Annotated in this window: 25 protein-coding genes and 2 CRISPR repeat arrays; of the genes, 20 read left to right on the top strand and 5 right to left on the bottom strand. The window is 61.5% G+C overall.

Annotated features, from left to right (window positions below; all coding sequences use genetic code 11):
* Positions 1–68 precede the first annotated feature (68 nt).
* The 3 genes from EBN1_RS20640 to EBN1_RS20630 form a co-directional block, all read right to left on the bottom strand.
* The gene (locus EBN1_RS20640; RefSeq protein ID WP_068881199.1) at positions 69–2,039 is read right to left on the bottom strand and encodes a helicase-related protein; all 1,971 of its coding nucleotides are present in this window, start codon (positions 2,037–2,039) and stop codon (positions 69–71) included.
* Between the two features lie 550 nt (positions 2,040–2,589).
* Positions 2,590–2,913, bottom strand: a complete 324-nt coding sequence (locus tag EBN1_RS20635) for a plasmid segregation protein ParR (RefSeq protein ID WP_011254893.1) — start codon at positions 2,911–2,913, stop codon at positions 2,590–2,592.
* Positions 2,914–2,926: 13 nt separating this feature from the next.
* On the bottom strand, positions 2,927–3,928 hold the full coding sequence (locus tag EBN1_RS20630; RefSeq protein WP_011254894.1) for a ParM/StbA family protein: 1,002 nt from the start codon (positions 3,926–3,928) through the stop codon (positions 2,927–2,929).
* Between the two features lie 627 nt (positions 3,929–4,555).
* Here EBN1_RS20630 and EBN1_RS20625 point away from each other — a divergent pair.
* From EBN1_RS20625 to EBN1_RS20600, 6 genes are all read left to right on the top strand, one after another.
* A complete protein-coding gene (locus tag EBN1_RS20625) occupies positions 4,556–5,146 on the top strand; it encodes a hypothetical protein (RefSeq protein ID WP_041647777.1) in 591 nt (196 codons plus the stop codon).
* A 3,846-nt stretch (positions 5,147–8,992) separates the two neighbouring features.
* Complete coding sequence (locus EBN1_RS20620) at positions 8,993–9,265, top strand: DUF4258 domain-containing protein (RefSeq protein WP_011254902.1); 273 nt, start codon at positions 8,993–8,995, stop codon at positions 9,263–9,265.
* Positions 9,262–9,465 carry a DUF2283 domain-containing protein gene (locus tag EBN1_RS20615; protein ID WP_011254903.1) on the top strand — a complete coding sequence of 68 codons (204 nt, stop codon included), beginning with the start codon at positions 9,262–9,264 and terminating at the stop codon, positions 9,463–9,465. Before EBN1_RS20620 ends, EBN1_RS20615 begins: the two co-directional genes overlap by 4 nt.
* Before the next feature lie 276 nt (positions 9,466–9,741).
* On the top strand, positions 9,742–9,942 hold the full coding sequence (locus EBN1_RS20610) for a type II toxin-antitoxin system VapB family antitoxin (RefSeq protein WP_020686163.1): 201 nt from the start codon (positions 9,742–9,744) through the stop codon (positions 9,940–9,942).
* On the top strand, positions 9,939–10,310 hold the full coding sequence (locus tag EBN1_RS20605) for a type II toxin-antitoxin system VapC family toxin (protein ID WP_041647774.1): 372 nt from the start codon (positions 9,939–9,941) through the stop codon (positions 10,308–10,310). Before EBN1_RS20610 ends, EBN1_RS20605 begins: the two co-directional genes overlap by 4 nt.
* Positions 10,311–10,322: 12 nt before the next feature.
* On the top strand, positions 10,323–10,994 hold the full coding sequence (locus tag EBN1_RS20600) for a hypothetical protein (RefSeq protein ID WP_041647773.1): 672 nt from the start codon (positions 10,323–10,325) through the stop codon (positions 10,992–10,994).
* Between the two features lie 194 nt (positions 10,995–11,188).
* On the opposite strand, the gene EBN1_RS20595 is transcribed toward EBN1_RS20600, so the two are convergent.
* Entirely contained in the window at positions 11,189–11,335 is a 147-nt protein-coding gene (locus EBN1_RS20595; RefSeq protein ID WP_422103735.1) for a zinc ribbon domain-containing protein, read from the bottom strand.
* A 295-nt stretch (positions 11,336–11,630) separates the two neighbouring features.
* Here EBN1_RS20595 and EBN1_RS20590 point away from each other — a divergent pair, with 295 nt between their 5' ends.
* Both EBN1_RS20590 and EBN1_RS20585 read left to right on the top strand, forming a co-directional pair.
* Complete coding sequence (locus tag EBN1_RS20590; RefSeq protein WP_011254907.1) at positions 11,631–12,611, top strand: hypothetical protein; 981 nt, start codon at positions 11,631–11,633, stop codon at positions 12,609–12,611.
* A gap of 204 nt (positions 12,612–12,815) precedes the next feature.
* Positions 12,816–13,430: a hypothetical protein gene (locus EBN1_RS20585; RefSeq protein WP_011254908.1), complete on the top strand. Its 615-nt coding sequence runs from the start codon at positions 12,816–12,818 to the stop codon at positions 13,428–13,430.
* A 62-nt stretch (positions 13,431–13,492) separates the two neighbouring features.
* Here EBN1_RS20585 and EBN1_RS20580 read toward each other — a convergent pair whose 3' ends face one another.
* The gene (locus EBN1_RS20580; protein ID WP_241762889.1) at positions 13,493–14,557 is read right to left on the bottom strand and encodes an ankyrin repeat domain-containing protein; all 1,065 of its coding nucleotides are present in this window, start codon (positions 14,555–14,557) and stop codon (positions 13,493–13,495) included.
* A 138-nt stretch (positions 14,558–14,695) separates the two neighbouring features.
* On the opposite strand from EBN1_RS20580, the gene EBN1_RS20575 reads away from it, so the two are divergent.
* From EBN1_RS20575 to EBN1_RS20520, 12 genes are all read left to right on the top strand, one after another.
* Complete coding sequence (locus EBN1_RS20575; protein ID WP_041647771.1) at positions 14,696–15,100, top strand: cell wall hydrolase; 405 nt, start codon at positions 14,696–14,698, stop codon at positions 15,098–15,100.
* A gap of 192 nt (positions 15,101–15,292) precedes the next feature.
* Positions 15,293–15,517 (top strand): hypothetical protein, encoded by a 225-nt coding sequence (locus EBN1_RS20570; protein WP_041647770.1) that lies wholly within the window; start codon positions 15,293–15,295, stop codon positions 15,515–15,517.
* 19 nt (positions 15,518–15,536) lie between these two features.
* Positions 15,537–15,884 carry a hypothetical protein gene (locus tag EBN1_RS20565; protein ID WP_162014374.1) on the top strand — a complete coding sequence of 116 codons (348 nt, stop codon included), beginning with the start codon at positions 15,537–15,539 and terminating at the stop codon, positions 15,882–15,884.
* 119 nt (positions 15,885–16,003) lie between these two features.
* Positions 16,004–16,309: a hypothetical protein gene (locus EBN1_RS20560; protein WP_011254912.1), complete on the top strand. Its 306-nt coding sequence runs from the start codon at positions 16,004–16,006 to the stop codon at positions 16,307–16,309.
* Positions 16,306–16,503: a hypothetical protein gene (locus EBN1_RS20555; RefSeq protein ID WP_157866758.1), complete on the top strand. Its 198-nt coding sequence runs from the start codon at positions 16,306–16,308 to the stop codon at positions 16,501–16,503. Before EBN1_RS20560 ends, EBN1_RS20555 begins: the two co-directional genes overlap by 4 nt.
* Positions 16,487–16,756, top strand: a complete 270-nt coding sequence (locus EBN1_RS20550; RefSeq protein ID WP_041647767.1) for a hypothetical protein — start codon at positions 16,487–16,489, stop codon at positions 16,754–16,756. Before EBN1_RS20555 ends, EBN1_RS20550 begins: the two co-directional genes overlap by 17 nt.
* 115 nt (positions 16,757–16,871) lie before the next feature.
* On the top strand, positions 16,872–17,441 hold the full coding sequence (locus tag EBN1_RS20545; RefSeq protein WP_011254913.1) for a zinc-finger-containing protein: 570 nt from the start codon (positions 16,872–16,874) through the stop codon (positions 17,439–17,441).
* Between the two features lie 105 nt (positions 17,442–17,546).
* Positions 17,547–18,002, top strand: a complete 456-nt coding sequence (locus EBN1_RS20540) for a hypothetical protein (RefSeq protein WP_011254914.1) — start codon at positions 17,547–17,549, stop codon at positions 18,000–18,002.
* Between the two features lie 230 nt (positions 18,003–18,232).
* Positions 18,233–20,254 carry a PcfJ domain-containing protein gene (locus EBN1_RS20535; RefSeq protein ID WP_011254915.1) on the top strand — a complete coding sequence of 674 codons (2,022 nt, stop codon included), beginning with the start codon at positions 18,233–18,235 and terminating at the stop codon, positions 20,252–20,254.
* 198 nt (positions 20,255–20,452) lie between these two features.
* A CRISPR array of direct repeats spans positions 20,453–21,042; the repeat unit is 29 nt; unit sequence CTTCAACCCCCGCGATGCGCGGGGAACAC.
* Between the two features lie 1,031 nt (positions 21,043–22,073).
* Positions 22,074–23,564 (top strand): IS21 family transposase, encoded by a 1,491-nt coding sequence (gene istA, locus EBN1_RS20530; protein ID WP_041647765.1) that lies wholly within the window; start codon positions 22,074–22,076, stop codon positions 23,562–23,564.
* Positions 23,551–24,309 (top strand): IS21-like element helper ATPase IstB, encoded by a 759-nt coding sequence (istB, locus tag EBN1_RS20525; RefSeq protein ID WP_011254920.1) that lies wholly within the window; start codon positions 23,551–23,553, stop codon positions 24,307–24,309. The genes istA and istB overlap by 14 nt, the downstream gene beginning before the upstream one ends.
* The gene (locus tag EBN1_RS20520; RefSeq protein ID WP_004359146.1) at positions 24,306–24,518 is read left to right on the top strand and encodes a hypothetical protein; all 213 of its coding nucleotides are present in this window, start codon (positions 24,306–24,308) and stop codon (positions 24,516–24,518) included. The genes istB and EBN1_RS20520 overlap by 4 nt, the downstream gene beginning before the upstream one ends.
* A gap of 139 nt (positions 24,519–24,657) precedes the next feature.
* Positions 24,658–25,182: direct repeats of the CRISPR family, unit length 29 nt; unit sequence CTTCAACCCCCGCGATGCGCGGGGAACAC.
* Between the last annotated feature and the right edge of the window lie 54 nt (positions 25,183–25,236).

Raw genomic sequence — 25,236 nt, 5'->3', positions numbered from 1 at the left:
GGTGGGTTGTCCCGTACGGATGGCAAGTCCGCATCACGTCCGCTCTTGCTGCGGAACGACGGCGGAAATTAGGCTTCCAGCCCCGCGACGACCAATGCTTTCTTTAGCTCGTGGACGTGGATCTTGAGATTCGGGAACAGGAACGCCGTCTTGCCGTGCTGGCTGGAACCGGTCGAGGAGAGATCGCCGAGGCCACGCAACTCGGCGTCCTTTTCGGCAAGATCGAAGCCGTTGCTGTGGTCGACCAGAAGCTGCAGGCGCTTCATCGTGCGATCGGCCGCAGTTTTCCCATAGGCCGCGTCGTCGTCCTCGTCGTCGGTCACCGGCTGCGGCAGATAGAGGAAGAAGTAGCCACGCCCTCCGTGCCTGGACACACGGCCTCGCAACTGATGCAGCTGCGCGACACCGAAGCGTTCGGCGTTCACCACAATCAGGCAAGCCAGCGAGGGCAGCGTGATGCCGACTTCGATGACCGTCGATGATACGAGGATGAGTTTTTCCTTGTCGCGCATCTGGCGCAGTGCTTCCTGCTTTTCCTCCGCAGGCATCTGCCCGTGCGCGATCGCTACCTGGTCAGGGAAGTGCTTGAGCCACTTTGCCGCGTTGTCCTCGATGCTTTTCCCTTCGGAGCCGGCGTTCACTGCCGCATAGACAATCGCGGTCTGCCTGCCTGCCGCTGCGACCTTCTTGATAAAGTCGAGCAGGCGATCTTTCTCGTGTGAAAGAACGATCCGCGAAGCGATGTCCTTTTGGACTGGGCACTCTCGCAAGAGCGAGACATCCATGCCGCCGAACTGCACGACCGCCAGCGTTCGAGGGATTGCGGTTGCCGTCGCCTCGAGCAGGTTCGTGTGCTCGTCCATGAGCGATTGCTTCTGGCTTACGGCAAACTTGTGCTGTTCGTCGGTCACTACGAAATCGAGCGTGCCCTTGACTCGAGCCAGCGCCCCGATCACTGACGTGGTCCCGATGAGGATGGCGTTGGGCAGATCCTTCGTGCCGGGCTTAACCTGGAAAGTCGGCACGTCCGGAAAGTACTCGGCGAGCTCGCGCAGGGCCTGTTCGACTAGCAGTTGGTTGGCCGTCATCACCGCCACCCGCGCCCCGGCCAGGTGGGCGGCCACCAGTGGAATCAGGAAAACCAGCGTTTTGCCCGTACCCACGTCGCCAGCCAGCAAGCGGTTCATCGGCCGCTTGCTACGAAGGTCCGCCGTGATTTCTTGGATGGCGATCTGTTGATCCTTGGTCAAAGTGTAAGGCAGGGCAGAGAGAAGCTTTGCTACCTCCTCATCCTGAATCGGGATCGACGAGGCCGGGACGTTGCGCGTGATCTTGTTTGCTTGAGCGGCCTTCACGATGGATTGCACGCACAGCTCGCGGGTGATGGCCAGCGCTTCCTCGCCCTCCCGTACAGAGTTCGGTGCGTGCAGTGCGAGGAGCAGCGCATGCGGTGTTTGATAGCCGGTGAGCCGGTCGAACTCGGCGAGCGACAGACGGCATTTTTGCAGCAGCAGCTTCCCGGCTCTCTCGAGCAGCGTGAGGTTTTCAGCGATCGCACCGCTGACGGTCTGTGCCTTCAGCCGTCCGGGGATGCCCTTGTAGAGCGCCACGATCGATCCTAGCTGCGAGGGGTCGATGGTCAGTGCTTTCCGGATTTGTAGCGTCTTGTTGAAGAAATCGGTCTCGGCGTAGAGGTAGAGCTCCTGCTGCTGGATCGCATCCTTCCAGTCCCAGACGTTGCCGAAGACGGGAATTTCGGCAGCGTTGCCCCAATGGTCCTTAACGCTGATCACCAGGCGTCGAGCCTGACGCATGGAACTTGTGGGGAATCCGTCCTTGTCGAACATCCGATGTCCGTTGACGAGGCAGGCGAAGAGGCGTTTGCCTGTGTTGGCCTCGGGGAACGCGTAGTGTGGTGTCGAAAAGTCGAGATACCCGTGAGGGGCCCATAGCAGTAGCTCTTCGGGTGCGGCCAGCCCCATCCGCTTCCAGACGGGCGGTGCTTCTTTCTTGTCGGAGGGAGCGATCGCGGTGGGCATGGCTAGAAATTGGCAAGCAGTTCTGTGAGAAGGTCGTCTGCGCTCGGTGGTTGCGGTGCTGCGCTGGGTTGCAGCGCTTGGGCCGGTGTTACTACTGCGACCGGCGGTGTGGTTTCAGGGGCGGGTTGAGGTGGGGCAATGGGTCCGGGGGGTGGCGAATAAGCACCCGCTGCCTGGGTGGGTTGGGCCGGTGTAGTTATGGCAGGGGCAGCGGAATAGGGCGTGGATTCGAAGGTGGGGTGGGCAGCAGATGTCTGCACTGATTGCGGAATGTTTGTCGTTACGGTAACGGGCGCGGTCAGGGGTTGTTCTGGTGTTTTGCGACGGGTTCTTCGAGTCGGCGGTGCCGACTCGGGCGCGAGCTGCTTCGTTGCTCCGGAATGTCCCTCGGCCAGGAGGTAAGTTCGAACGGCTTCTTGGAGGAAATTAGACACGCTACCGTTAGGTAGAGAGTCCAGGAAGCTACACAGGTCGGCGTGCTTGCTCTTGTGCAGATAGAGGATGTAGCGGTTCCGGCTTTCTGTTTTACCGGCGTTGCGATTAACAGCCATCACGAACTCCAGTGTTTTGGATAAAGCTTCCCGGGGTCAGCATCAGGGGGCAGCTCGATGGCGTGCGCTTTTGATTGCGCGACCCTGATTGGAGTGGTGGATGGCAGTAGAGCATCGCCTTCGCGTGTTCGGTTTTGCTGTGGCAAGGGAGAGGAAAATCCGCCCGACTGGATGTACTTCTCAAGTACGTCCCGAACGAAGGTCGGCATCGTCCCGTCGGGCAGTGCGACCAGAAACTCAAACAGTTCCGAATGCTTCTTTCTGTTCAGGTACAGCGTGAGACGCAGACTGTCCTTCTGGGGCGGGTGTGGAATTTCGGGCATCGTGCGTGATCTGTCAGGCTGCGGCCGGCTCTTTCGCGCCTTGGGTCTTGGCTGAAATGCTCATGCCGAAACGACAGAAGCCTTCAGCGATGGCCATGCGCGGCTCGTTGGCGATCGTGGCGTGAGGCCATTTCAAGGACAATTCGGGGAAGATGACCGGAGCGCCGCCACCTGCGATTAGGATGCCGTCGAGCTTGCGGGCGACAGGGTCGAGGACGCGAGAAGCAGTGTCCATCACTTCGGACGCGATGAGGCTGATTGCCTGTTTTGCGTACTCGGTCACATCGAGCGCCTTGCCGAAGTACTTGATGCGGCGCTCGCGAAGAGCTTGTTCGGCTTCGAAGTGATCGACTTGGATGTTCTCCTGGTTAAGAAGTCGCTGCATGTGCTCGACGGCGAGCCTGACGCCACCACACGACCCGGAGGCCTTCTCGACGATCCGGCCGGACTGGATCAGCAGGAAGTCCGTGGTGAAATGGCCGATTTCGACCACGGCCCAGTTTTCTTCGCACATATCGTGGGCGCTCGAAAGGGTGCCGGCAGGGGTCAGCATCAAGGTCTGGAGCGGTCCGAACGGCTGCGGAGCAACAAGCACTTCGGCCTGAATTTGCTGCCGAACCACCTCGCGCATTCTGGCTTTTTGGTGGGTGTGGAGAGCGGAGGGGAGACCGGTCACGACCAGGCAGTTGCGAAGGTCGAGGCCCAGGCGTTCTAGTTTTTTTGCTGCACCGGCGATGAGTGCGCTGTGCTCGGGCGTTTCGATCCAGTCGTTTGTGAGGCCCAGAGCAGGCGGCTGGCCGCATGATTGAACGAGCGCCGTCTCGCCGACGAAGAACTTCCGCTGCCCTACGGCGACCGTTTCCGTTGCGGCGATCCGCGCTTCGCCTTCATCAGAAATGGCAAAGGCCGGGATTGCTACCGACGGGAAAAGGAACTGATGGCGACCGGATGAGGAGGACGCGACTACCTTGACGGAGCTGTGGCCGATGTCGAGGCCGATGATTGTTCGTTGCATTACTGTTTCCTTGGCGATGGTTTGTGCGTCTCGCGCTGTGTGTAGAACTGTGCCCAGTTCTGGACACAGTTCTGTGCCCAGTTTTTTATTTGCTGTGTCCAGTTCTGTGTGCAGTTCTGTGCCCAGTTTTTAATTGCTGCGTCCATTTCTGGATGCAGATCTGTGCCCAGTTCTGGATGCAGTTTTGTTTGCATCGACCTGAAGAAAGCATCTGAGGCAACTCTAGCAGACCATCAAAACCTGTCAAATTGCATCGTTTTCGATTCAACGAAAACGGAGGTTTTCGGGGTGGGGCGGCCCTGCTAGGAAGGGGGTGGGCGGGCAGAGTGCGGGGCGCGAAGCTGCGCGGTGGTAGGCTCGCAGATGGACTTCGTGAAAGTTGAGATCGCTGCGGAAATGCAACTGTAAAAAAACAGACTGTAATTAATTTGGTACAAGTGTTAACTACTGCACTAAAATACCCTCGAAGTTAAAAAGAGACACGAATTTGTAAAAATGCTCTGTCTTTGATATGTGAGTAGTGCTAAATACTGCACAGAGATACTTATAAAGTAAGCTAGATAAGCCCACATACAACGCGGCCTATCTACGGCGTGTATCCTCAAAGTTATCTATAACCATCTGTAAGTGGATACCCTCAAAGTGACCCCATCCCAAAGCGCGCTCTCGGCCCTCCCGGACAGCGGGAAAGAGCTATACAGCAAGGCTGCTGACTATCTCCTGGAGATCGACGGACAGATCGCGAGGCTGGACAAAGTTCTGGCGCGGTTGCAGCCGCCTGTCAGTGGCCGGGTGCGGATTTCGTGGCGGGACGAAGGGTCGAGTGCGACTGCGAAGTGCAAGCCGGTGCTTGTGCGATGGGTGCGTGTTGGTGATAAGTGGCGGACAACACGGTTAGGCCTGAAAAGCCTCGTTCAAAAAACGCCCAAGTCCGGGGCGTTCTACGACACCAAGGACGAGGTGAAGGAAACGGTACGAGAGTTGTCCTGGCTGCTGAATCGGCGGGCGAAGCTGGTTGACTCGATCAACGCGCTCGAGAAGGCGGTCTTGTATTCATGCGACCGGAATCAGGATGCACTTGCATCACTTGAGCAGCGTATAGAGAGCCTCGAGAATCGTGCGGCGATGCTCCCGTGCACCTGGCGCGATGGGCAACAAGTCGGGACGCAGGAGATGTATGTGAGCGAGGAAGACCAGGCGCTGTTCGACAGCCTGTGAGTTCGCCTCAAACCGGAGGCCGCAGGGGGGGAGGGGAGGCCTTCCCTTTTTTTCGTCCTGCCCTTTTGCCCATGGGCCGGAGGGGGCATGGAGAAAGTTCGTCCTGCTGATGATTCGGGTGCTGCCCATCGAGGTTCGTCCTTCTGGCCGGAAGGGGCGGCAGGGGGGTGTCGTCGGGTTTGTCCTTCTGTTCCGAGGGCGCAACGGGGGGGCGCGTCCTACCTTCGGGTCTGAGTTCGGCCTCCCGGTGGAAGCCCTGACTTCGGATGTGAGGAAGGCGTCACCCGGTTCGGCGGCCCTGCCCAAGCGTCCTGGCCGGAGGCCGCAACGAGGGGGCGTTCTTCCTTCGGGCCGGAGGCGTGCGGCGGCGTCATCCGTACCGGACGGCGCGAGGCCTGAAGTGGCCTTCTCACCGGAGGCCGCAACGAGGGTTTCTCGTCCATCCCCCTCAAAACCTGCGAGCCGCTCGGGATCGTCACCGAGGTTGGAAGCCCAGCTTGCCGTCTCTGCCGAACCGAACAGCGGTGGAGATGGCCATCACGCCCGGAGGGAGCGCGGCTCGTCGGTCCCGCTGGAACGGAGGGTGCGATCTGCGACGCGGCCCTGCCTGTGCGCCCTTGTCGGAGGCCCCAGCGAGGGGAGGCGGTTCGCCCTGACCCGGTTCGTTCTCTCTACGCCGTTACCGTAACGAATGGCGTTCCAGCCGGAGGGCGCAGTGCTGTCCATCCTGCGCTTCAAGCGAGAGGGAGGCTTCACCGATGAGGCGACACCCGATGAAGCGGCCCTGCCATGAAGGCGGTCGAGGGATGGCCTCGGTCTGAGTCGGATGGGTGTCTGCGCGTTCGCCCCTTTTCTTTGGAGGCTGCATGGGGGAGGGGTGTTGGTCCTTCGGGCGGGAGGCCTGCCGGCAGCGGTCCCATGGGTCGGATGGCGAGGCCTGCGGGATGCTCGCTTCAAACCGGAGGCCGCAGCGGGGGAGGCGTTCTTCCTTGAGGTAGGAGGTGAGCCTTGCCGGTGGCTTCCTTCGGGCGGGAGGCTGCATGGAGGGTGCGTCCTTCCTTCGGGCGGGAGGTCGGGCTGGACGTTGCCAAGAAGCAGGCGGTGGCTTACCGGGATCGGCCCTGCCCGAGGGCTTCGTTCCAATCGGATGCCGCAACGGGGGAGGCGTTCTTCCTTCAGGCCGGTGTCGGATCGGGGCAGCACATCGGCCAGTGCGTTGCCGGGGTGCGTTCGTCCATCGGGCGAAGGTCGTCGTCAACGGCAGGCCCAGGTGCAGGATGAGCCTCGCCGGAATCGGCCCTGCCCGGAGCTGTCCTTCGGGCCGGAGGCCGCAACGGGGGTGTTCGTTCGGCTGGAAGGACTGAAGCCCGCAGCGCTGACATCGGGGCCGGAGGGACGGGGCTGGATCTGGCCCTCGCGCGGGAGGTGCTGCACCCACCGTGGCCCTCTCGCCGGAGGCACCAACGAGGATGCTCACGCGCCCACAACAACGCCTTCGCCGGCGGGGCGGTCTGCCTCGAGCTCGGAAGCCCTGCCTTTTCTGCCAGACCGGTCTGCGTCTGAGCGGGCACTGCGGTGCGGGGTGGCGGTGGACGGCGGGTACGCGGCGGTGGGGTGGTGGAGCCGGATCGGTGGCGGTGCCGCGGTGTGGAGCCGGCCGGTGGGGTGCGGGAAGTGCCGGAGGACGGCTCAGGTTGGGCTGCCCAGGCTGAGTCCATCCCTTTGCTTCGAACGATGGGCCGGGCGTGCCCTTTGCCTCGGACGATGGATGGGTGTCTGCCTGCGCCTGCATCCAGGTCGGTGGCCGCAGGGGGAAGGGCGGTCTGCCGTTTGGTGCGGAGGGCGGTGGCGAGTCCTTCCTTTGGGTCGGATGAAGCGGGGTGGGCCTCCAGGTCGTGGCAGGCCGGGTGATGCCGATGTGGATCAGGGCGACATGCCGGCAAGCCCTGGGGTGTCAGGCTGCAGGGGGGATGGCGTCCGGCCTTGTGGCTGGGGGGCGGTCGGATGAGGGCCGGATGGGGTGGCGGCAGTCCACCACGGGCAGGCCTCTGTGCTGGAGGCAGGACGAAGCAGCCGCTGTGTGTCAGGAGGCCATCCGGGACCGGGCTTCTTGCTGGAGGCTGCGGGCAACGACCCTTCGTCCCGGAGGCTGCATGCAGGGGGTCGGTGTGCAGCCCTCGGTTCGGATGTGAGGCAGGAAGGCGTCCAGAGGGCAGGAGGAGGCGCAGCAGCGGGCAAACAGGCCTTGGTCTTGGTCGGCAGGCTCAGCGGACAACGCAGACGGGCTGCAGGCCTGCGGGGAGCGGCCCAGGCGCAGGCGGTGAGGCGGGCGGGAACGCACCCGGGCCGCAGGCGCCAACGAGGGAGCGGTGTGCAGCCTCGAGCTCGGAAGCCAGGCGATGGGGGAAGCACAGCAGCGTGGTCGGCCGCAACCCCTTTCCGCTTTTCTGCCCAACACGACGGAGGTTGAGTCGGGCACTGCGCTCGGCGGGGCAACGGGGGTCGGGCTGAGTGGCGACTGAGTGGCAACTGAGTGGCAACTGAGTGGCCGCTGCGTGATCGGCGGTCGGTCGGGCGATGCCGCAGCGTCCGGAGACGGGCAGGGGGGCCGGGTTCTGCCCTTCTGTCCAAACGGATGCGCCTGCCGCAAACCAAAAAGCGGCGGGCGCGGCCTCCTGTTGTTGTCTGCTGCTGTCCGTCGTTCGTCCTCTTGACTGGATGAAGGCCGGGTGGTGCGTCCCGGTGTCAGGCTGTCTCCGGCGGGGTTTACCGTGGCGGAGGTGGATAACTATTTAGCCACGTTGGCCAGGTTGAGGTCGGGCCGGGTGATGGGCATCGGGACGGCCGAGGCAGGGGGAGGGTGAGGTTTGGCCTTGGGGCTGGAGGGAGGAGCGTGTGTCCGTGAGGTCGGAGGAAGGTGGGCGGTGGCCTCGGGTTTGGAGGAAGGACGGCTGCGGCTTCCTGTTCGGGGTAGTGGGGGGCGGGCAGTGGGATGCGCGATCTCGGGTCTGGGCTTTGGGCTGGAGGAGGCAGGAGGGGGCGAGTGATGCAGCCAGGCAGGCGGGGTCGAGTCGCTCCCTCGATCTGGATGGGAGGCAGGCGGTGTGTGCGTTGGCGTTGGAGGGGCGAGGTCTTGCCTTCGGGTCAGAGGGCCGCAGGCGGAGGGGTTCCTCGGGCAAGGATGGATAACTGTTTAGCCACCAGCCAGGAGGCGAGGCGGCAGGACGGCGGCCGATGAGAGCCGGGTGGTGCTCCAGGGCGGTGAGATGTCGGAGGCGGCAAGGGGGAGGAAGACCTCGCTCTCGGTGTGGTGCGCAAGCTGCCTCCGATTCAAGGGGAAGGCGGCAGGCGGTGTGGCCTCGGGTCCAGAGGGCCGAAGGCGCGGGGTTCAGCCGTATAGGGTGGATAACCAATTAGCCAGCAGAGGGCGGCGGCAGCCCAGGAGAACAGGAACTGGCCCTCAGGATGGAGGACGCCGGAGGATGCAGGGGGAGGCGATCCGTCTGGTCAGGGCAACGCGGCAACGGATCGGCATCAGGCAGCCTTCCGCTCGGGAGGACACCTTCCGGGTAGGAGGCCGCAACAGGGGGGTAAAGCGAGGAGGATGGATAACGGGTTAGCCTCAGGTGCAGCAGAAATCTTTTGTACCCACTTTGGTACTTGGCGCTGCGCATCTTGACGCGTGTTGCCATCGGGTTGTTGCTTCGCCGTTTTTTCCCATCACGCAGACGGTATCTCCTTCAGGCAAGCCTAACCCTTCCTCCATCTGTCCATTCGGGCGAGCCGGAGGCAGCCGCGATGCTTGACCTCTAAGTTTTGGGTCCCTACTCTCTTCTCAAGGAGATTATGTTGGCGAGTTTTTTCAGCAAAAGGTTTGGCAAGAATGTCTGGGTAACAAATCATGCCCGTGAAAGCATGCAACGTCGGGACATTGATGATGCCACGTTGGAGCAACTCATCGAGGAAGGCGAAATCAAACGCCGTGACGAGCTGAATTTATGGATCTTCACGCAGATCCAAGAGCGGGCAGACAACTTGATTTGCGCTGCCGTGGTTGAACAGGCTGCCGTGGTTGTCAAGACCGTCATGGTTAATTGGGAACTGGAGGACGAAGCATGAGAATCAAGTACGATGACCAGGACGACATCCTATTTATTGAGTTCTCCAAGGAACCTATCGTCAGGGATGTTTCGCATGGCTGGAACGTCAATATCGGCTACGCGGCAAACGGAATCGCTGAGATAACGATCCTTGACGCCAAGGCATCGGGCTACTGGCCTCTGGAGAACGCCAAGGATTTGCTGCCTCTCGCGGCTTAATCCCGATCAAATTTCAACCCCCGCGCAGTCTCATTGGCTACCGGGGGTTTTTCACGTCCACGGAGGATGCAGGGGGAGGGGAAGACAGCCTCGAGGTCGGCAGTGACCCGAACGGGATTCCGGGTGGCAGAGGCGGTCGTGCGCGCGGGGTTTGTGCGGTCATCCGGATAATTGGTTATCCACATTGGGGGACGTCACAGAAGCCCTCCCCTGCACGAAAAAGCGCATCACTTGATGATGCTATAGTAGGGCGTGCCTTTTGTTGGGAGATACGGTATGCGCACCACGCTCGCGCTCGACGATGAACTTTTAGCCAAGGCCCAGGCGCTGACCGGCATGACCGAAAAATCTGCCTTGGTGAAGGAGGCTTTGCGAGCGCTCATCCAACGCGAAAGCGCCCGCCGGCTGGCCCTGCTAGGCGGCTCAGAACCACAGCTGACCGACATCCCGCGGCGCCGGCCGGAACACGACGAATGATCCTGGTGGACACCTCGGTCTGGATCGACCACTTGCGTAGCACCGAAGCGCACTTGTCCGAACTCTTGAACGAAGGACGGGTGTGCATGCATCCCCATGTGCTGGGCGAGATCGCACTCGGCAGTCTCAAGCATCGGGCAGTCGTGCTCGAGGCCATGCAGAATCTGCCGCCTGCGATCGTGGCCACCGACGACGAAGTCTTTCGCTTCATCGACCATCACGCCCTCTTCGGGCTGGGCGTCGGCTATACCGATGCGCACCTGCTGGCAGCTACCAAGCTTTCACCGGGTACCCGGCTCTGGACGCGCGATCGGCGCCTCGGCAGCGCAACTGCCCGGCTCGGGATCGCTTACGAATTGGCCCACTGAAAAGAGATCGCCATGCAACCCACGCCCCCTGTTGCCCAACTCCTCGATAGCCTCGGCCTGGCACTTGGTACCTACCAGGTCGAGCTCGTCGACATCCATCAGGCTGAGACGGCATACATCCATCACTCACTCGTTCCAGTGGCAGTTGTTGGCTACGCACAGGTATCCCCCACATTCGCCACGGGACGGTTTCCGAAATTCACCTTCATCGACCTCATTCACAAGCGGCCTTCGATGGACGAGATCGAGGCTCGGGCACTGGCTGCGGTCTGCGGGCTCGATCTCGAACCTGGCTCTTGGAGCAACCCCGAACCGTTCGGCACCCACCTGTGGTCGATGATCGAGCGCTTCGACCTTGGGGCGTTCTTCCAACGCGTCGATCGACCCTACGGCAGCCGCGGTGAGCACTACTACATGCGCCCCCGCGGTTTCGACTGGAGTAACGCAGACAATCCAGAGATCTCTGGAGCACTGGATCAGTGGCGATCCGATTATCGGAAGCTGCCGATGTACCGCCAACTACTGGTGGCAACGATCCTGCAGCTCTACTTTCAATCCGATGACCGTTACTGGATGGTACGCGTGCCGAAAAAATGGCATGCCGCTGAAGGCATCGAGATCCTCAAGACCAACGGCGCGTTACAGGACTGGGCCCGGCTGTATGCGCTCTACCCGGGGTGGTGAGCCTTGGGGTGGGCAACCCTCGAGATCCCGGTCTCGCATGCGGCAGCGATCGTCGCCCTTGCTGCACTCAACGTCTTCTTATCCTGTTTATCCGCTGATTTTTCGGCTAGAAATCACCGTGCATCTGCACGTTCGCCAACGCTCATCTTGGCGGCTGGATTCCGATGGAAGAATCTTTGACGTCCTCCCCGCCCTCAGCCTGCCGGCTGCCCGCTGACGCGGGGAAGGACGGGGATTCCTACAGCTAGAGGCGCACGTCCGCGCCCGAGGATGTTCCTGGACGCGTTGATGTCGCGGTCGTGGGTGCTTCCGCACGCCACGCAGGTCCATTCGCGACAGATCGCTTGGACGAGGCTTTACGGCGCACCGGATAAAAAACCCCTCAGCAGCGTCCCCGCCGAAGCAGGGTCACCGAGAGGGGCCGTGTTGAGCAGAACTCTAGGTCACCAGGAGTGGCACGTCAATGAGCGCTGGCTTGGTGCTTCTTTTGTGAAGAACGCCGCGCTTTTGCTTGCTTGTACGCGCTCTTTTGCGCGCTAGAAAACACGCCCTTTTAAGACAACGTCGCCAGATTCTCAGCACGCCCTGTGCATCTCCTTCAGGCAGCACTAACCCATTGCCTACAAGGAGAGCACCATGAACAGCAAGAAACACCGCAAGTACATCGAAACCGCAAAGGCACTGCCCGCGTATTGCATCTACCCCGACGATTATCACTTCTCGGATGCGTGGGCCGACAAGCTCATCGCCGGATGGATCTCGCTCAAGCGGGTGCAGGTCGAGAGCAAATGGGACAACGCTCGTTTCCGTGACGCCCTGATCGATCTGGTGATCGAACTCAGCGAGGGATGGGAAGCCGAGTTCCTGGAGGCTGCACGCCAGGAAGGGATGACCTTTGATTGTGTCTCTTACGAGGTGCAGGAAAAGATGCACCAGGCCTACATCCAGGCCAATCGTGAAAGGGCTTTCGATCTCATCCCAAGCAGCCTGCATGGCGAGTTGTGCTGGGTGCCGGGATGGAACGGGGTCAGTCTCGATGAACTGATGGACGAGTTCGGGCAGCGCAGCCAGCGCTATAACTCGAACTACATCGAAGAGGTGCAGCCTGGCCGTTGGTTGATCGAGTTGCTCAAGCTGGGCAACTGCTCGAGTGAGTCGCTTCGCGCGTATTGCATGGCGCATGGCGCTGAGGGACGGATTTTCGTTGAGCACACCGCGGATCTGCGCTGGAAAGTCGAAGCTGATCCTCAGCGTCCAACGGTGCTTTCGCCCGAAGAGGTGGTGTCAATCATCGAGAACGGCTACACCTGGGCCGTCCCGATGGCGCACGCACAGATCAACGTGCGGGCGCTTTTCGAGCACGATTGCACCAAGCCGATGTTCTGGAGCACAGCCCAGGGCAAGGTTCACATCGGTCTGCACGACGGTGTGCTCAACGGCGCGGGCTACATGGATGCCTACGATGGTTACCTGGTGGTACCCGCCAACGCGACGGGCTTTGCCGGGGAAGCACGCTGGCACTGGAGCATCAACAAGGTGTACGGCATCGTGAAGTCCTACTTCAAGGTGACGCCTATCGAGGTGACGACGATCGACACGATCTCTGTTGCCGCGTAAGCCATCCAGACCGTCACTTCCCTCGCGGGTGTGACGGTCATTTTTGTTGGCTTGCGCGAGAACTAGACGATTAGCTGATCGTTTCGGCTCGCCTATTTAAGCGCGCTTGAATTGCTTTTATGACTTCCAGTAACGCCAATTCGCATCAACCGGTGCGCATCTCCACAGGGCAGTTCAATCATCTACCCTTCAAGGAGAATTCTCATGCAGCAAGAACCCGTCACCATCATCGCAACGCGGTTGATCCGCTACACGCACTTGCTGGACCTTCGCGCCAGTTGCTATGCCGCTATCGAAGCGCAACGCAAGATCATCGAGCATGATGGACAGACCAGCTCTCACAGCCTGTCTCTGCACTCGCTGCAGCAACAAGCCCAGCAGATCGAGAGTGAGCTCACCGAGCTTGGCTCTGTCGATTTTCGTCAGGATTTGATCAAGCTCGATTCGGCCGCGAAGGTTGTTCTCTCACTAGAAACCCAGTTTGGAGAAGCGATCGACCGCGATGAGGAGATCGGTGGCGGCGATGCCGTCGATAGCATTACCGACCTTCTCCTTGGCCAAGGGCGCCCAACGCTTGAAGTGTTGGGCTTGCGCGAAGCTCCATTCTGGAAAGCCGCTGCAGAGTTCGGCTATCGGGTCCACCGAGGGCACGAAGTCGACGGCGCCGAACTGGAAGGCAAGTATTGGTGGTCGCTCTACCGTGAGGATTGGGTTGAGGTCGAAACCAGCGAAAGTGTGTTCGATTCGTACGAAGCAGCCTGGCAGAACGCGATGTGCGCACTGGCCAGCGAACTGAAGTCCGAGTGCCCTGAGTCCTGATCCGTCATCAAGCACCCCTCCCCCGCACAGCTTGGCTGTCGGGGGATTTTTCCGTCTGGCGCTTATGCTGGCTTTGGGTACAAGCCGAGAATCGAATGCCCAGCCGGCCGTGTCCCTCTGTTTTCCTTCGTATCGAAGGTGTTCCAAAGGTTCGTCTGCACATGCTCGATCAACTCGCGGATGCCTGGGTGCTCAGATCGTTTTGCCAGCTCGATCAAGCTCGGCCCGTTCTCAAGCTTAGAATGGACAGACGCACCTTTGGCAACCAGAAGCTCGGCCACGGCCAAATGGTCATTCGCCACCGCTCTGTATAGGGCGGTTGCCCCGGTATCTGCCGTGATGTTCGGACAAGCGCCATGCTTGAGTAAGCCTTCTGCTGTGGTATAGCGTCCGGCACTGGCTGCAAGCATCAGCGGTGTCACGCCAGTTCTGCTCTGTGGATCGACTTGTGCGCCTTTGCGAAGCAGCGATAGAACGAATGGTGTATTGCCCCCTTCGCTCGCCCAGTGCAAAGCGGTGTAGCCATCGCTGTCCCTCACATCGACATCGGCTCCCAGCTTCATCAGTCTTTCCGCGGACTCTTTTTGGCCTCGCATCGCGCAAACGATAAGCATGGTGAGTCCGCGATGATCACGCATATTGATGTCGAGTCCAGCTTCGATCATCAGCGCACAAAGATCACTGTTACAGGTGCTGACTGCACGCGCAAAGCTAACCAGATCGTTCTCAATCCCTAGTGTCTTCAGTCTTTCACGAGCTTTTCTTGTCGTCTCCGATAGATCTTCGGCCTTAGGTTCCAGACGTGCCGTCGGTCTGGTAATGAGGCGAAGTCGTTCGTAAGCCAGGCTGAGCCGAATGATCTCTTTGCCGACTTCGGGAGGAAACCCTTTTCGATTTGGGCGCTTTGAAACCAAGAGGTCCTCAAAGTACACGTTCATGGCTTGGGGGTTATCCCAAAGATCCTCCATTTTCGCGACGACATGAGGAAAACGCGCTGCGAGTTGATGTGGATAGACCTCGCTGAACCCTGCATCAATGATGAAGGAAAGATCGGGTCGATTTTTCATACAGATTTCTGAAAGAATCCGAAAGCCTTCAGTATGAATCATGTCTGACCGAAGGAACATCTCCACATCATCATCATGAATGCTGCGCTTATCTGAGCACGTAGAGTCGCGCACTTACGCGGCCAGAACGCTCGTAACGCTTTACATTTCTCGCAAAGCCATCTCCACGGGGCAGACCTAACCCACAAGGAGATCGACATGATCGAGATGGCAATCACATGCCTTGCACTGAACCTCTACCATGAGGCGAGGGGCGAACCGGAGATCGGCCAATGGGCCGTTGCCCAGGTGACGATGAACCGGGCCGAGCATGATCCGGCCAAAGTGTGTGACACCGTGTTCAAGCCACGGCAATTCTCGTGGACAAACCCCTTGGTTGAAGCGCCTACCCCCGAGATTCGTCGAGCTCGGGCAGAGAATTACATGCCGAGAGAAGCACAGGCATGGGAGTTGGCGAAGAAGATCGCTCGCCGAACACTCCAAGGAAGAGGACGGAACGTGGTTGGCGGCGCTACCCACTACCATGCCGACTACGTCGCACCACGATGGGCTTCGACCTTCAGTCAGGTCGCCCAGATCGGGAGTCACGTCTTCTACCGATGATGTGGTCTTGACCTTTGCTCCCCTGCGTTTCCTTGATGGATTCGCAGGGGTTTTTCATTTCAGAAGAAAGAAACAGCCGCTTGTCTGCGCGTTGCTAGGCGCTTATCTGGACACCAGGAAATTACGGCCTTTTACCTTCTCCGCCTGGGCATCTCTCCCTTGCAGTTCAACCCATCACGCAAGGAGAAGATCGTGCTCACCCTCATCAATGGTGACGGCGCAGGTCTGCGTCCGGCCCACCACTTCAACGATGTACTGGTCACAACGACACGTCTCATTCAGTACGTGGAAAAGGGACAGATCGAGGTCGCGCACCTGCTGGCTGCCAATTTCACGCCCTTAGAACGCTGTGTTGTGTCCCGTCTGATGATCAATCGCGGCATCGCACCACAGACCGTGCTTCGCACCCTGTCTTGACCGACACAAAGGAATCGCAATGAATACTGTCTCTGATCCTGTTTTCTGGATTACACCGGAATCAATCCACGCCCTCCGTTGTGCCTTTGATGCTACGACCAAGGGCAGCTGGCATGCGGAGGCCTCGATGACGAAGCCGACCATCTCGATTACTGGCAATGGCCTTCGCTCCGTCGTCGCCCGCCTGGATGAAAACGGCCTGTGCCATGAGCACGGAGGTTCCGCGCTGGGTAACGCGCTGTTCATCGCGCGTGCCCACGAAATGATGCCGTTCCTGCTTGCGTGCGTAGAGGTGGCGCAACAAGCGGCAACCGGTGAGCTCGCCGGCGATGCGCTGCAAGCGAAGGCGCAGCGTATTTTCGACTGAAGCCGTTGTCGCCATCCGGCACATCGATCCAACGTCGCCCTCATCACGAGGGCGATTTTTTTTCGCTTCTCCCTGAGCACATCTCTCTCCTTGCAGCACAACCCAACAAGGAGATGAGCATGTCCAACACCCCCGAACTTGCGCCGATCAGAAGCCAGCTCGACGCACTTACCGCAATAGCACGTGAGCGAAGGTTGGGCGCAGCGCCCGACTTCGCAGGGGCCGTCGGTGGTGCCGACATCGATTTCATGACGCCCGAAGAACGAGAACTGCGCCATCAACTGTTGATGCAGTTTCCCACCTTTGCTGAAGACCGTGCAGCTGCCCGTCAGCGCGTTGCTGAGCGAATCGCAGCACGTCGCCGCGGCCTCCACATCCGTGAGTCGGCCGCAAGAGACCATGCAATCGAGGACTTCCGTAAATGACAACCTGGATCATTGATGTGCGTGACAGGGTTGGCCAACGGGTTCAGCCCGATGCCGATGTACCTCCTGACAGTCTGCGCTTTCGAAAGGTCGTGGCAGATACCTTCACCGAAGCCCTACTCAAGGCTCAGGCTGATGTTGCTGCCCTGACGGTTCCGTCGAAAATGGAGATGCCTCATGCCAAGCACTGCTGAACTTCAAGAGGAAATAAACCGGCTTCAGAGAGCTCTCACTCAATCTGAAAACCGCGCCGAGATGTATTTTCAGCAGCTCGTCATGGGCATTCACGTTCGTTCTGACTTGAAGCCGTTTCTTGATCAGGTCGAAAGAAACAAAGGTAGGAGTGCAGAGAGAGAGCGGTGTATCGCCATCTGTCTTAAAGAAAGCAAGGAGCCGAATGATCTGGGAGACATCCTTGCTCATCGCATCCGAACATTGAACGCCTGATACGTTCGAGCCAAAAAACGCCAGCCCGGTCTGGCGTTTTTTTTCGGCCTTTGGGTAGTTCACATGCTCCTCGCCACATCTCTCCGTGCAGTCCTAACCAACAAGGAGATGTGCCATGACCAGCACGAAAAAGAAGCCTGTCCCCAAATGCAATCAGTCGTCCAAGTGGAAGCGGGGTGTGCGAGAACGGATCGCCGCTCAACAGAAGCAAAACAGCAAGAAGAAGGCAACGAAGAACAGCAAGCCACAGGCTAAATTTTTGCCTTGGGAGCGTCAGCCAGTGACCTGCCCGTACTGCAGCCGGCGTGCCATGCTGGTGACAGGCCAAGTCATCTACCCACATCGCCCCGACCTGCATGATCTCAACTTCTGGCTTTGCGATCACTGCAAAGCCTATGTTGGGACGCACAAGGCCGGTCTCGGCTGGGGAAACGGCACGCGCCCAAAGGGTACGCTTGCCGATGAGCCGACGCGTCGCGCTCGCAGGGCCGCACATGCAGCATTCGACCCGTTCTGGCAAAAAGGCGATCTTTCACGGCGGAAGGCTTACGCCTGGCTCGCTGAGTCCCTAGGGCTGAGCGTCGAAGAAACACACCTTGGCGCCTTCGACGTCGCAACTTGCCAACGCGTGATCGAACTTTGCGTGGCCAGAAGGTCGCAGCTTTCTGACGACTGCCTGCTCTGATCCTTACCCATTAACCCCCGTCGCCTGCTGGCACGGGGGTTTTCTCATGGGCTGTTGCTCATCTCCTGCTTGCAGTCCAAACCCGCACACAAGGAGAATCCAGACATGGAGTCCACAACCGACCAGCCCGTTCAGCTCCACGGCAAGATGGAGTACCTGCACAGGAAGAAAGCCGTTGGGCCTATCGCCGAACGTGCGTTCTCGCGCATCCTGGAAGACAACCCAGACTTTCTGACGATCGAGGACAAGCTCCTGCAGATCGCTAACGAGAACGCTTCGCTCAAGAGCCGCTTCGCGAGAATCTTACGATTTGCGGATGTGATCGCGGCCGCGATCTCATCCCACGCCGGATGCAAGCACGCGTGCTCCTCTTGCTGTCACATCTCGGTCGGTCTCAGTGGTGCCGAGGCGCAGCTACACCCTCGTTACCGTAACGCAACGCTTTTCACCCGTCATTGCATCCCTCACCTAAGCAGGCAATCTCGCCGTGCGCTCGAGCTCCGCAACACCCCTTTGCCAAACAGCTTTTTGGGCTTATCCCATGGGAAAACCGGCAAATAAGGCAATCTTCCGGCTCTGGCGCGCGCCACACAGCGCGCAACAGGTATGGGTCGCACAAATGCAATACTTCCTGCCCTTGCGAAGCGCCCCCTCGGCGCGGAGCAAGGCCGCGTCCGACCACAGGAGCAGAAGTGCCTAAGAATCGCATCCAGCCCCTCCTGAAGTGCCCCCAAGGCGCGAAAGGAGGGCGGCCCTTTTTTTGATGGGCAGGGCAGGAGGAAGGAGGTTTCTTGGCCGGTCCGAGTCAGCTTCTCTGGGGCGTCGCTTTGTTTTTGGTCTTCGATTTGACGGAAATTCTCGTTTCGATAGGCTTTTCTGAGGTGGCTGGGCACATCTCCTATGTGCAGTTCCAACCTCACATGGAGATCGAAATGAAGAAACTTCAAGCTGTAAGGAGAACACTCTCCGGTGCGAGCGTCGAGCCGATCCTGGCGGCGCTTGGAGAGTTTGTCGATGTGGAGGAGTTGTTCCATATCGCCTCGAGGCACGATGGCTATCGGGATGGGGGGTGTATCGCGGGGCAGGCAGTGTCCAGCGCTGTCCAAGACCTGTTCTTCGGGGGACGAGGAGGGGTCTACAACGATGTCGATTGTTTTGCCCCTGCGGCTGGTCATCATTTCGAGAGCACGGAAGTCCGCAGTCGGGTTAAAACCGTCCAGATGGCCGACGTGGTGGGCGAGGTCGATTACGAGCAGATCAATGCTCGTGTGGTGCCGCGGTACAGGGTGTTGAGTTCGTCCAGGATGGATAAGCTCAATCTGGTTCAGATTGACGAGTACGCTCGCAACAAGCCGATTGAGCTGACAGCCTCGATCCTTAGGTCCTTCGATTTCAATTGCGTCCAGGTTGGGATCGATCTTGTCGAGCGGAAGCTGGTTTGGACGCCTGCGTTCGAGCGGTTTTTGGCGACACGGCAGATCGAGGTCGAAAGCACGCACACGCCAGCCCACACGGCGATTCGTCTGGCCAAGAAGCTGGGTGAGCTCGAGAACGTGTATGTCGATCAGGACCGGGTTTTTCGCACGCTGGCTGGTGCGATCATGAGGCTCAAGGTCGCGGAGGCGCACACCGAGCGGGGAAAAGGGCAGAAAGACGAGATGATCGCTTCGCTTGCGACATTGGGTGCCAGTGATCCTCGTTCAGCGATGGGGACGCTCTATGGCCAGCGGCGCTTCGGCAAGCTTCTCGCTCAAAAGGCGAGGGACAACGAGTCGACGCTTTCACCCTATTTCTCGCTTTGTGAGGAAGGTCAGTCGGGAGGGGTGTTCTCGCTTGAGCCCAAGCGCTTGCCAGATGAATCTTTTCTGCGGCTTGCGTCAAGGCGCCACGTCGCCGAATACGCTCGGCTCGCCGCGGTGTTTCTGCGGCCCCATAAGCCGGAAGTTAAGGCAAGAGCAGCCGCGTTGCTGCGGGTCGATCCTGTCTCGCTCGAGCCGATCACGGGGCACATTCACATTTGGCCTGCGCATCCGTCCTCTTCGGTGATTGAGATGGCGCATGAAAAGGTCTCGGTGAAGGAGATGGATCGATTCCTGGCGGTGTGCGACCGGCATCGTGGCTTGATGTCGAGAGTGCAGATGAGGAATTCGCTTGCGGAGCAGGTTGGGGTGGTGCAGGTTGTCCAAAAGCTCGCTAGCGAGCATGGCCAGTGGGTATACGGGCTGATCGAGGCGAGGGCTGATGTCTATGGCCACCCGTTCGATGGGCTTGAGGCGTACCTGACCGAGCAGATTGGCCTGGCACGTGAAGACATGCTCAAGCCACTCATCCATCGCCGTTTGCGTCAGTCAGTTTATGACGGCGTTGCCGTGAAGGAACTGGTGACCCGAGCCGAATGCTTCCAGGAGGGCGAAGATCTGCATCATTGCATCGGCGGGTACGCTGGGGCGCTGTCCTACGGGAAAACCGTCTTGCTCAGTCTCAGATCGAGCGAGAAGCTCACCTCGATGTGGAGTTCGGCAGAGATCAGTCTCGACGATCTTGCGAGGCCTGTGATCCGCCAACACTACGGGCCGTGCAACAGTCCCGCGTGCGAGGCCCACCAGGCGGTTCTCAAGCAGGTTGTCGATGACTTGGTGGTCGGTGAGCTGGTGGCGAGGACACGGTGGCTCCAGCGGTTGTCATGGCTGGGTTATCGGGTGGCGCCTCTGGTTTTGCGCGGTCGGTCGTTCAAGCGAAAGGCTGCTGCGGTCGTGGCACGTTTTCGTCCGAAACCCAAGCCGAAGTTCGATCCCGATGTGATCCAGTGGTAGTTAGTTTGAGAGTCGGCTTCAGAACGGCTCTCGGTTTCGGCCGCAGCTCAACCTCACAAGGTTGGCTGCGGTTTTTTTAACCCCCGAGATATACGGGGAACACAACATTCGCCTTCGAGGGCAGTTACAGCAAGTCCCTTCAACCCCGCGAGGTGCGGGGAACACAATTTGACCGACGCCTGGATGAGTTTGTACATCCTTCAACCCCCGCGATGCGCGGGGAACACGCAGATGACGATCCAATCGAGCGGCGTGTGATCCTTCAACCCCCGCGATGCGCGGGGAACACGAGGAGCTGGTGACGTAACGGGCTGGGACGCGACCTTCAACCCCCGCGATGCGCGGGGAACACCGCTTCTGGAGCGACCCGACCAACTCGGCGGCCCTTCAACCCCCGCGATGCGCGGGGAACACAGTGACGCTCGACGCGCCGCAATAGAAGCCCATACTTCAACCCCCGCGATGCGCGGGGAACACTCGCGATGGTGTTCAACTCCGACCCCTTCCGCGCTTCAACCCCCGCGATGCGCGGGGAACACCGAGATCGACGGTGTACTCACCCCCTCAGCTACCTTCAACCCCCGCGATGCGCGGGGAACACTTCGAATAGGTGCTAGCGCTACTAGGTCAGCTCACTTCAACCCCCGCGATGCGCGGGGAACACGGTCATGCGTGTAGCCGTAGCGTTCTGCACAACCTTCAACCCCCGCGATGCGCGGGGAACACAAGAGCTTGCTCAATGCGACTCGAACCACGTTCCTTCAACCCCCGCGATGCGCGGGGAACACGCCTGCCGACCCGAGAAACGCGGGGGGTCAGTGCTTCAACCCCCGCTTATACGATGCGCGGGGAACACCTCGACGGGGACCGCGTCCGCAAACGCGACACACTTCAACCCCCGCGATGCGCGGGGAACACGCCACCGTCGCGCCGACACACATCATCATAACCCTTCAACCCCCGCGATGCGCGGGGAACACTGCGCCGCCGATCCTTTGCCAGGCTCTGGGTTGTTAACGGCGGTCGATTCCCGCACAAATCCGGCGTCCACCGTCGGCACGGCACAGCATGACCTTGATCTGGTGAGCGGATAGCAGCCGTTTGCTTGATGGGGTCAGGGGCGTTGGAAGGCGCCCGTAGGGCGACTGGAAACGCCCCTGACCCCAGCGCGCCGATGGCGGGCGGGGTGTTCGTGCAATCGGGAGGGAGGGCGTTTGGCACCCGAGTGGCCGATGCGCGCACAATCGGGCTCGGCCTGTGGCAACGCAGGCGCGACACCGGCTCAAACCGCCAAGTCATCCCCAGTGTCGCGCCCCACACCCGCGCAAGGCTGCGCGGTCGTTGCGCCCGTAGTCTTTCACGAAGTGGGCGCTGGCGTCGAGTCTCCCACGGGCCTCAAGGCCCATGGAGTCGACCGGACGACGCTATCTCTGTGCCGCGTGCCGCGCGGCAGTGCTGATCTGCAGCCACTGTGATCGGGGGCAGCGCTATTGCGCCGCCGGCTGCGCCCAGCGTGCCCGCGCGGCCTCGCTGCGGGCAGCCGGCACGCGCTACCAGGCGAGCTTTGCGGGGCGCCTGGCGCACGCGCAACGCCAGCGCCGCTATCGCGCGCGACGCCAGGAAGTGACGCATCAGGGTTCTCCACCCCCGGCCCCGCCTGTTGAAGTAAGGACCGCGCCGACCGTGCCCGAGTCCATACCGTCCGCGAGCGGGCAGTGCCACCTGTGCCACCGTGTGCTGTCCCCGTTCGTGCGTCAGGACTTCCTGCACTCCCCGGTTCGGCGCCCCTGTCCGCGATCCGAACGGAGTCCGCCCCGCCATGGCCCTGTCCCCTGAACACGAAGCGCAGATCCTGCGCTACTACCACGCCGAGCGCTGGCGCATCGGCACCATCGCCGTGCAGCTCGGGCTGCACCGCGACACCGTCGCGCGCGTGCTCGCCCAGGCCGGCCTGCCCCGGCACGGCCCCGTGCAGCGCGCCTCGGCGATCGACCCCTATCTGCCCTTCCTCCACGAGACGCTCGCGCAGTTTCCGCGCCTTACGGCCGCGCGGCTCTACGACATGGTGCGCGCACGCGGTTACCCCGGGCGCCCCGATCACTTCCGCCACCTCATCGCCCGCCACCGCCCGCGCCCGAGCGCCGAGGCCTACCTGCGGCTACGCACCCTGCCCGGCGAGCAGGCCCAGGTCGACTGGGGGCACTTCGGGCACCTGACGATCGGGCGCGCGCGCCGTCCGCTGATGGCCTTCGTGATGGTGCTGTCGTGGTCGCGCCAGATCTATCTGCGCTTCTTCCTCGATGCGCGCATGGAGAACTTCCTGCGCGGCCACGTCGGCGCCTTCGAGTGCTGGGGCGCGGTGCCGCGCATCGCCCTCTACGACAATCTGAAGAGCGCGGTGCTCGAGCGTTGCGGCAACGCGATCCGCTTCCACCCGACCCTGCTCGCGCTCGCCGGCCACTACCGCTTCGAGCCGCGCCCGGTGGCGGTGGCGCGTGGCAACGAGAAGGGGCGCGTCGAGCGCGCGATCCGCTACGTGCGCGAGGCCTTCTTCGCCGGATGCGCCTTCGCCGATCTGGACGACCTGAACGCGCAGGCCCAGGCCTGGTGCGAGGGCGCCGCCGGCGCGCGGCGCTGCCCCGAGGACGCCTCGATGACGGTGGCCGAGGCCTTCGCGGCCGAGCGCGAGCGCCTGCTCGCGCGGCCCGAGACACCGTTTCCGACCGACGAGCTGCGCGCGGTGTCGGCGGGCAAGACCCCGTACGTGCGCTTCGACCTGAACGACTACTCGATCCCCCACACCCATGTACGGCGCACCCTCACCGTGCTCGCCGACCCGCTGCGGGTGCGCATCCTCGACGGCGAGAACGTGATCGCCACCCATGCGCGCAGCTACGACCGCCGCCAGCAGATCGAGTGTGACGCCCACCTCGAGGCGCTCGTCGCACACAAGCACGCGGCCAGTGCGCACCGCGCCACCGACCGCCTGACGGCGGCCGTGCCCACCTGCCAGGCGCTGCTCGCCCAGGCCGCCGAGCGCGGCGAGCCGCTCGGGCGCACCACGCGCGCGCTCACCGACCTGCTCGACCGCTACGGCGCGGACGAACTGGGCGCCGCCGTCGACGAGGCGCTCGCGCGCGGCGTGCCGCATCCCAACGCGGTGCGCCTGGCGCTCGAGCGCCGGCGCGAGGCGCCCCCGCCGCTGGGCGTGCCGCTGCCCGCGCATCTGAAGACGCGCGACGTCACCGTGCGCGCCCACCCCTTGGCCGGCTACGACCGCCTGCTGGAGGACGACCATGACGACGCCTGAACCGCTGCTCGCGCGCGCCCGCGCGCTGCAACTGCACGGCGTGGTGAGCCACTGGGCCGAGTGCGCCCAGGCCCCGTGGATCGCCCCGCTCATCGAGTGGGAGGAGACCGAGCGCGCCCGACGCTCACTCGAGCGCCGGCTGCGCTGCGCGCACATCGGCCGCTTCAAGCCGCTGGCCGACTTCGACTGGCGCTGGCCCGAGCAGTGCGACCAGGCCGCCATCGCAGAGCTGATGACGCTCGGCTTCCTCGAGACCGCCACCAACGCCTTGCTGGTCGGCCCCTCCGGGCTCGGGAAGACCACCATCGCGCAGAACATCGCCCACCAGGCGGTGCTGCGCGGGCACACCGTGCTCTTCACCACCGCCGGCCAACTCCTGGGCGAGCTCGCCGCGCTCGACTCCGACTCCGCGCTGCGCCGCCGCCTGCGCCACTACGCCAGCCCCACGCTCCTGGTGATCGACGAGGTCGGCTACCTCTCCTACTCGAACCGCCACGCCGATCTGCTCTTCGAGCTCATCAGCCGTCGCCACGAGAAAAAGAGCACCCTCATCACCACCAACAAGTCCTTTGCCGAATGGTCCGAGGTGTTCCCCAACGCCGCCTGCGTGGTCGCGCTCATCGACCGCCTGGTCCATCACGCCGAGATCATCGCCCTCAAGGGCCCGTCCTGGCGCCACAAGGAAGCCCAGGAGCGCGCCGCCACCAACGCCCGCAAACGCAAATCCGCACGGAGTCCCGCATGAAGACCGACCACCCGCCGTCCGGGCTGCTGCGCGGCCTGGACCTGCTCATCGACGCCGACTGGACGCCCGAGCAGGCCCGGGCCGTGATCGAGCTGCTCGACGATCTGCGCGAGCGCATCTGGGCGCACTACGAGCTCGCCCTGTTCGAGCACTACCGCCAGGACCGCCTCACGCAGGCCGAGCTGCCGTTCGACGATCCGTCGTTCTGATCGAGCCCCGCCCCCCAGCACAACGAGGGCCGACGCGCGCGGCCCTCGTGACGCTTACCGCGCCGGCGGCGCCCGCTCGACGCCGCCGTTTAACGACACCGGATTTGTGCGGATTCTGGCAGCCGGCAACACTGGGTCACTTCAACCCCCGCGATGCGCGGGGAACACGCCGGAGGGGGCATGGAGAAGGCTCGTTCCACCCTTCAACCCCCGCGATGCGCGGGGAACACGCAGATGACGATCCAATCGAGCGGCGTGTGATCCTTCAACCCCCGCGATGCGCGGGGAACACGGCCTCGAACGTCGTGAGACGCAAGAGGGCATTCTTCAACCCCCGCGATGCGCGGGGAACACCGGGGGCGCGACTGGTGGGCGTGTCGTTACTTGCTTCAACCCCCGCGATGCGCGGGGAACACGGACGGGTCCAGCCTCTTGACCGAACGTCGGCCCTTCAACCCCCGCGATGCGCGGGGAACACCAGCCGCGCAAACAGCAAGACCCAAAAAAGACACTTCAACCCCCGCGATGCGCGGGGAACACACTGAAATGCGGGTTGCTGCCATCCTCGCAGCCCTTCAACCCCCGCGATGCGCGGGGAACACCGAGTAGGGTTGATCTTTGTTGCAGACCTGACGCTTCAACCCCCGCGATGCGCGGGGAACACCTCGTCGAGATCGTGAGCTCTTGCCGCAAGGCACTTCAACCCTGGGTGATGGTG

Source organism: Aromatoleum aromaticum EbN1 (genome assembly GCF_000025965.1).
Lineage (GTDB): Bacteria > Pseudomonadota > Gammaproteobacteria > Burkholderiales > Rhodocyclaceae > Aromatoleum > Aromatoleum aromaticum.
This window is presented reverse-complemented; position numbering and strand designations above follow the sequence as displayed.